Source organism: Staphylococcus pasteuri (genome assembly GCF_003970495.1).
Lineage (GTDB): Bacteria > Bacillota > Bacilli > Staphylococcales > Staphylococcaceae > Staphylococcus > Staphylococcus pasteuri.
The window spans coordinates 46,847-53,693 of record NZ_RXWW01000017.1; the positions used below are offsets into that span (position 1 = coordinate 46,847).

A 6,847-nucleotide genomic window follows, 5' to 3' on the forward strand; every position below is an offset into this window, starting at 1 on the left:
AATGTGTTACCTCCTATTTTATATGTTCTCTCAAAATATTAGCTCTTTTTTCATTGACTGGTGTTTCATCTTCTTCATCAAATAAAAATGGAGTTTGAATGCCTACCATTAATTCATTAAATTTAAAATTATCAAGTTTAATATAATTTAAATCTATACCTAATTTAACTTCACTCAACCGGTATGATGCTTCTTCCATAGAAATAAGTCTGCTATTTTGAAGTATTCCTAGCGAACGATAAACTCTATCTAACGTTTCTAATTGCTTATGCTCATCTAATCTTTCCCGAATTTGAAGCTCTTCATTTATAATCTGATTAATAACTTCTGTTAAGTTTTCAATAATTTCTTCTTCTGTTTTCCCCAATGTTAATTGGTTTGAAACCTGATAAATATGACCATATACTTGTGATCCTTCACCATAAATACCTCGAATTGTAAATCCAAATCTATTTATAGTTTGAGAAATGCCTGTCATTCTTTTCATAATTGAAAGACCTGGTAAGTGCAACATCACGCTTGCTCTCATCCCAGTACCTATATTAGTAGGACAAGTAGTTAAATAACCTAAATGTTCATCATAACTAATATCAAGTTTTTGATCTATTGTATCATCAAGTGCTGAGGCTTCTTTGTACAATCTTTCCAATGATAAATCAGTACCTAATGCTTGAATTCTTATATGGTCTTCTTCATTTATCATTACACTGATAGATTCATCATCATTTAACATGACAGCTGCTGCCGGTTGTTTAATTAATTCTGGACTTACTAAATGTTTAGCTACTAACTTCATTTTATTTTGTTGGTCCATCACATCTAGTCTTTTTAAAGTCATATTAGGTAAAGCATCTTGTACTTCATTAATAACTCTGAATCCATCTTGTTCTGTTGGGAACATAAGGGGGTGAACGTGATTTTCTAGATTTCTAGCTAAACGAATTCTTGATGAAATCACAACCGGTGCTTCCTTTGCTGTTTTCATCCATTTACTTACATTTGGCTCTAAGTCACTCATCATGTTGCACCTCGCCCTCTTCACGTAGCGCTTTAATTTCATCACGTATAATGGCTGCTTGTTCAAAATCTTGTTCATCTATTAACTTTTGTAAATATTGATTTTTTTCTTCGATTTTCTTTTTAAGTGCAAGTTTATGATAAGAAGACTGAGGTACTTTTCCAACATGTTCAAATTGACCACCTTGCACACGTCTAACAATATCTAAAATGTCATCTTTAAAAGTTGCGTAACAATCTGAACAACCGAATTTACCTACATGTGCAATATCTTTTAAAGTCATCTGACAAGTTGGACATCGCTTTTCTTCTTTAAATGCCATTTCTTGAAAATTAATACCATGCTTAGTAGCTAAATGTTGTAATATTTGTTTTACAACAAATGCTTCTTCGATATCATCTTGATGATATGATGATTGTTCTTGATGTGTCCATGGATTATCACCTTGTGCGCAAGTACTACATACCCATTTTTCTTGCACACCATCTTTACTTTTAACAGTTAATTTAACTTCAGCCTCATTTAAATGGCAATTTTCACAAAGCAAAAAGCAACACCTCAATTCTCCTAATAATAATTGATAACTGGTAAAATTCTTTTGAGAATATTAGCTCTAATAATATCACGAGATACAATATCCATTTTCAGAGTTTCTCGATCAATTGCTGCAATAATCATTTTAGCTTCTCTTTCATTAACTAGTCCTTTATCTAACAACCCATCTATTAAATAGAGTGCTTGTTGTTGAGATATGGATGGACCTATTAACTGAAGTAAATGATTAATATAACCTGTCTCATCTTTGTTTTCAATTTTTGTGATTCGGATGTAACCACCGCCACCACGTTTACTTTCTATTTCGTAACCATGCTCATTTGTGAATCGTGTTTTAATAACATAGTTTAATTGAGAAGGGACACAATCAAAACGTTGAGCTATGTTTGCTCTTTGAATTTCAACCACGTCTTCATTGGTTTCTTCAAATAAATGTTTAATGTATTGTTCTATGATGTCGGACATATTATGCATGATTATCACCTCTTTTTTGACCTTCTTTGACTATATTATATGACCAACTTTGACCATTTTCAATTATTTTGACTTTAAATTTTTAAAATTTATGATGTTAGCGTTTCTATTTTATTGTATGATAGACAATAGAATAAATTAAAGGAATGAAAAAACACATGCATATTCTCATTGGGATTATTGGAATCATTTTCTTCTTAGCACTCGCGTACTTATTTAGTTCAGATAGAAAGAATATTCGATGGCAATATGTTGGATTATTGCTAGTTATTCAATTAATTTTTGCGTTTATTTTACTTAAAACTAATATTGGTATTTCAGTCATTGGTGCTATATCTAATGGATTTGGTTATTTATTGTCAAAAGCAGCTGAAGGAGTTAATTTTGTTTTTGGTGGCTTTAAATATATTGACCCTAAAAACCCACCATTTTTCTTTAACGTTTTATTACCAATTGTATTTATTTCAGCATTAATTGGTATCTTGCAGTATACAAGAATTTTACCTCTTATTATTAATGTCTTAGGTTTTCTTATTTCAAAAATTAATGGTATGGGTAGATTAGAATCTTACAATGCTGTAGCAGCAGCAATTTTAGGTCAATCAGAAGTGTTTATCTCATTAAAACAACAATTACCTTACATACCTAAACAACGTTTATATACATTAACGGCATCAGCAATGTCTACAGTATCAGCTTCAATTATTGGTGCTTACTTTACATTGATTGAACCAAAATACGTTGTAACAGCTGTTGTATTAAATTTATTTGGTGGCTTCATTATTGCATCTATCATTAATCCATATAAAGTTAATGAAGAAGATGATAAATTATTAGTTGCTGAAAGTGAAACAAAAAATCAATCTTTCTTTGAAATGCTTGGAGAGTATATCTTAGACGGATTTAAAGTTGCAGTAATAGTTGGTGCAATGTTAATTGGATATATCGCAATTATCGCATTACTAAATGGTTTAGTGAGCGGCGGCTTTAGTTTAGCAAGTGGTGGCGCAATCAAATGGGATTTCCAAACTTTAATTGGATTTGTATTTGCTCCGTTTGCATTTTTAGCAGGTGTTCCATGGAACGATGCAGTTCAATCAGGTTCTGTGATGGCTACTAAACTATTATCAAATGAATTTGTGGCAATGCAAGCACTTGGTAAATTAAATGGGATTTCTGAACATGCTAAAGGTGTTACTTCAGTATTCTTAGTATCATTTGCAAACTTTAGTTCAATTGGAATTATTTCAGGTGCTATTAAATCTCTTAATGATAAAAAAGGTGATGTTGTTGCAAGATTCGGATTAAAATTATTATTCGGTGCAACTCTTGTATCATTCATTTCAGCAGCAATTGCTGGATTCTTCATCTAATAATAAATAAAAGGCAATGCATACATTGGAGTTTGTAACCAATCCAATCATGCATTGCCTTATTTTTATTTTTGAATCATATGATTAATAAAATAATCAGTTACTCGGTAATCATCTGTTAATTCTGGATGGAAAGAAACTCCTAAATATTTATCTTGCTTTATAGCGACAATTTTGTCGCCTACTTCGCTTAAGATTTCAACATTATCTCCAACTTTTGCTATATGAGGTGCTCTAATAAATACGCCTTCAATATCAGTAGCTATACCTTTGATTTCTAATTCGGATTCAAAACTATCTACCTGTCTTCCAAATGAATTACGTTCAACAGTAATATCCAACTTATTTAAATATCCAGATTCTCCTTCAACATCACTGGCTAATACTATTAGCCCTGCACATGTACCAAACATAGGTAATTCTGATTGTTGTAACTTTTCTTTAAAACCATATAAATCCATTAATCTTCTCAATGTTGTTGACTCGCCACCAGGTAATATTAAGCCATCAATATCATCTAACTGTTCTACTTTTTTGATTGCAATACCTTCATGACCACTTAACTCTATATGTCGAATATGTTCTCGAACTGCTCCTTGCAGTGCTAATACACCTATTTTCATATACTACCAACCACGCTCTTGCATACGTTCTTCTAAAGAAATTTGATTAATATCTAAACCTTTCATAGCTGTACCTAATTCTGCTGCTAGTTTACCGATAAGTTCATAGTCTTGATAATGAGTAGTAGCTTGAACGATAGCTTTAGCAAATTTTTCCGGATCTTCAGATTTAAAAATACCTGAGCCAACGAATACTCCATCTGCGCCTAATTCCATCATTAAGGCAGCATCTTGAGGAGTAGCAACACCACCAGCTGCAAAGTTTACTACTGGTAATCTACCATGATCTTTAATTTGTTTTAATACTTCGTATGGTGCACCAATATCTTTAGCAAAAGTCATGATTTCATCATCATTCATAACAGTCAAACGACTTACTTCAGCATTCACTCTTCTCATATGTCTAACTGCTTCTACTATATTACCTGTACCAGGCTCTCCTTTAGTACGTAACATAGCTGCTCCTTCGCCAATACGACGAGCTGCTTCGCCCAGATTACGACAACCACAAACGAAAGGTACAGTGAATTGATCTTTACGTAAATGGTATTCTTCATCTGCAGGAGTTAATACTTCTGATTCATCTATATAGTCCACTCCCATTGCTTCTAAAACGCGCGCCTCTGTAATATGACCAATTCGTGCTTTAGCCATTACTGGGATTGATACTGCATTCATTACTTCTTCAACAATTTTAGGATTAGCACTACGAGCAACGCCACCCGCCGCTCTAATATCAGAAGGTACTCTTTCTAAAGCCATTACTGCTACAGCACCAGCTTCTTCAGCAATTTTCGCTTGTTCAGCATTAACTACGTCCATAATGACGCCGCCTTTTTGCATTTCAGCCATACCACGTTTAACTCTTTCAGATCCAACTATTTTAGACATACAATCTACCCCTTTACTTCTTGATTAAATTTATTGTAAAGGATAAACTGATATTTAAAAAGGTTCAATTTATACATAATAAAGGCGGTCAGTTTAATGAGACATTCTAATTCATTATATTTAGATTTATATGAAAAACTGAAAAAACAAATAATAGAAGGACAATATCAATCCAACGATAGATTTCCCTCTAAACGACAATTAAGCGAACATTTATCTTTAAGTAACACAACGATTGAGCATGCCTATCAATTACTACTAGATGAAGGATTTATATACTCTAAACCGAGATCTGGATACTATGTATCTGATATTGAATCATTACCGGTTCTTCCTAACCCCTATGTAACAATTTCAAATGAACAAATTGATGGAATTGATTTAAATGTAGAACATAATGATTATGATTATTCTTTTAATTTATCAGAAATTGATGCAGAACATTTCCCATCTCATTTATTCCGGAAATACGCTAAAGAAGTATTTGAAGATCATAACTTAGATTTTTTACAAAGAGGTAATAAACAAGGGGAATTCGAGTTAAGACAACAAATTGCACATTACTTATTCACTAGTAGAGGTGTTACTGCGCACCCTCAACAAATTGTTATTGGTTCTTCTACTGAACAATTATTAAATATGCTAACTGATATACTTGAATCTTCATCATTTATTATTGAAAAGCCAAGTTATCCACCTATTAAACAAGTTCTAGATAAAAAGAAATTTAAATATTTACAAGTACCAGTCGAAAAAAGCGGCATACAAACTAAACCCATTTTTTCTTCGAATTATAACGTACTTTATATTACTCCATCACATCAATTTCCAACAGGACACGTTATGAATTTGAAAAAAAGAACACAGCTTATCAATTGGGCTCAACATCAAACTAACAGATATATTATTGAAGATGATTATGATTCAGAGTTTAGATATTTTGGAAAGCCAATACCCGCATTACAAAGTCTAGATTCACAAGATAAAATTATTTACATCAGTACATTCTCTAAATCAATTTACCCAAGCTGTAGAATAGCGTATATAGTATTACCTCCTAAAATATTAGATTTATACCACCAATATGATTATAGTGAAGCAAACACTGCTCCAGTACATATACAAAGAATTATCGCTCAATTCATGAGCAGTGGAAGTTTTGAACGTCATTTAAATAAAATGAGGAAAATTTATAAAGAAAAATTAACGTATATTTTAAATGCACTTTCCCCATATGAAGAACAACTAAAAGTTGATGGTGCTTTAACTGGTATGCATTTTACATTAACAGTTTTAAATGGATTAAGTATGGAAGAATGCATAGATCGTGCTAAACATCACTCATTAAAATTAACACCATATCAATTCGATGATGATGTAAAAATAAAACCAAAGTTTATTATAGGTTTTGGAGGAATTCCAAAAGAACAATTAAATTCACATACAGAAGCCCTTATTAATTCGTTAATTATAAAGTAACACTTCTTTTTATTTAAAAAGTTAGTGTTACTTATGCAATTGACTTTAGTCTATTGTATTCATAATTAACTTTACAAAAACATTCCTTAATATATTAGTTGCATATTCTAAAAATGATTTCATCATCCAAAAATATTGTATTAAAAAACTGGACAGATAAAATTTGAATTTTCATCCGTCCAGTTTTTTATTAAATAGATAAATTAAGACATAAAAAAAAGACCTTACGGTCTCAATGCGGCTCATCGCATCCTATCATTTGCCTGGCATATATAGTTGTACTTAATAGCTAAAGCTATTAAGTAAGTAAAACAATGCGATTATAAATCGCTGTTTTGCTTTAGAACGTTAGTCTGCTACCATCGGCGCTAAGGAGCTTAACTTCTGTGTTCGGCATGGGAACAGGTGTGACCTCCTTGCCATTGTCACCAGAC

General features: G+C 32.0%; 7 protein-coding genes and 1 other annotated feature. Of the genes, 2 read left to right on the forward strand and 5 right to left on the reverse strand.

The genetic code is table 11. The features are described from left to right. Positions 1-13: 13 nt before the first annotated feature. From CD121_RS02140 to CD121_RS02150, 3 genes are read right to left on the reverse strand one after another with little or no spacing between them, the layout of a single operon-like run. Complete coding sequence (locus CD121_RS02140; protein ID WP_037555779.1) at positions 14-1,018, reverse strand: protein arginine kinase; 1,005 nt, start codon at positions 1,016-1,018, stop codon at positions 14-16. Continuing rightward, entirely contained in the window at positions 1,011-1,565 is a 555-nt protein-coding gene (locus CD121_RS02145; protein WP_017638465.1) for a UvrB/UvrC motif-containing protein, read from the reverse strand. The genes CD121_RS02140 and CD121_RS02145 overlap by 8 nt, the downstream gene beginning before the upstream one ends. A gap of 20 nt (positions 1,566-1,585) precedes the next feature. After that, positions 1,586-2,047, reverse strand: coding sequence for a CtsR family transcriptional regulator (locus CD121_RS02150; RefSeq protein WP_002451197.1), 462 nt, complete (start codon positions 2,045-2,047; stop codon positions 1,586-1,588). Positions 2,048-2,205: 158 nt separating this feature from the next. Here CD121_RS02150 and CD121_RS02155 point away from each other — a divergent pair, with 158 nt between their 5' ends. After that, positions 2,206-3,420 carry a NupC/NupG family nucleoside CNT transporter gene (locus CD121_RS02155; protein WP_017638466.1) on the forward strand — a complete coding sequence of 405 codons (1,215 nt, stop codon included), beginning with the start codon at positions 2,206-2,208 and terminating at the stop codon, positions 3,418-3,420. 65 nt (positions 3,421-3,485) lie between these two features. Here CD121_RS02155 and pdxT read toward each other — a convergent pair whose 3' ends face one another. After that, positions 3,486-4,043, reverse strand: coding sequence for a pyridoxal 5'-phosphate synthase glutaminase subunit PdxT (pdxT, locus tag CD121_RS02160; protein ID WP_126567374.1), 558 nt, complete (start codon positions 4,041-4,043; stop codon positions 3,486-3,488). A gap of 3 nt (positions 4,044-4,046) precedes the next feature. After that, the gene (gene pdxS / locus CD121_RS02165; RefSeq protein WP_017638468.1) at positions 4,047-4,934 is read right to left on the reverse strand and encodes a pyridoxal 5'-phosphate synthase lyase subunit PdxS; all 888 of its coding nucleotides are present in this window, start codon (positions 4,932-4,934) and stop codon (positions 4,047-4,049) included. Positions 4,935-5,030: 96 nt separating this feature from the next. Between pdxS and pdxR the strand changes: the two genes are divergently transcribed. Beyond that, positions 5,031-6,413: a MocR-like pyridoxine biosynthesis transcription factor PdxR gene (pdxR, locus tag CD121_RS02170; RefSeq protein WP_017638469.1), complete on the forward strand. Its 1,383-nt coding sequence runs from the start codon at positions 5,031-5,033 to the stop codon at positions 6,411-6,413. Positions 6,414-6,764: 351 nt separating this feature from the next. Continuing rightward, positions 6,765-6,846, reverse strand: a sequence feature (5S ribosomal RNA rRNA prediction is too short). Position 6,847 lies beyond the last annotated feature (1 nt).

Bases quoted from the DNA above. Each gene is read 5' to 3' on its own strand.
- CD121_RS02140 (WP_037555779.1), bottom strand. From the start codon at position 1,018: ATGAGTGACTTAGAGCCAAATGTAAGTAAATGGATGAAAACAGCAAAG.
- CD121_RS02150 (WP_002451197.1), bottom strand. From the start codon at position 2,047: ATGCATAATATGTCCGACATCATAGAACAATACATTAAACATTTATTT.
- CD121_RS02155 (WP_017638466.1), top strand. From the start codon at position 2,206: ATGCATATTCTCATTGGGATTATTGGAATCATTTTCTTCTTAGCACTC.
- pdxT (WP_126567374.1), bottom strand. From the start codon at position 4,043: ATGAAAATAGGTGTATTAGCACTGCAAGGAGCAGTTCGAGAACATATT.
- pdxS (WP_017638468.1), bottom strand. From the start codon at position 4,934: ATGTCTAAAATAGTTGGATCTGAAAGAGTTAAACGTGGTATGGCTGAA.
- pdxR (WP_017638469.1), top strand. From the start codon at position 5,031: ATGAGACATTCTAATTCATTATATTTAGATTTATATGAAAAACTGAAA.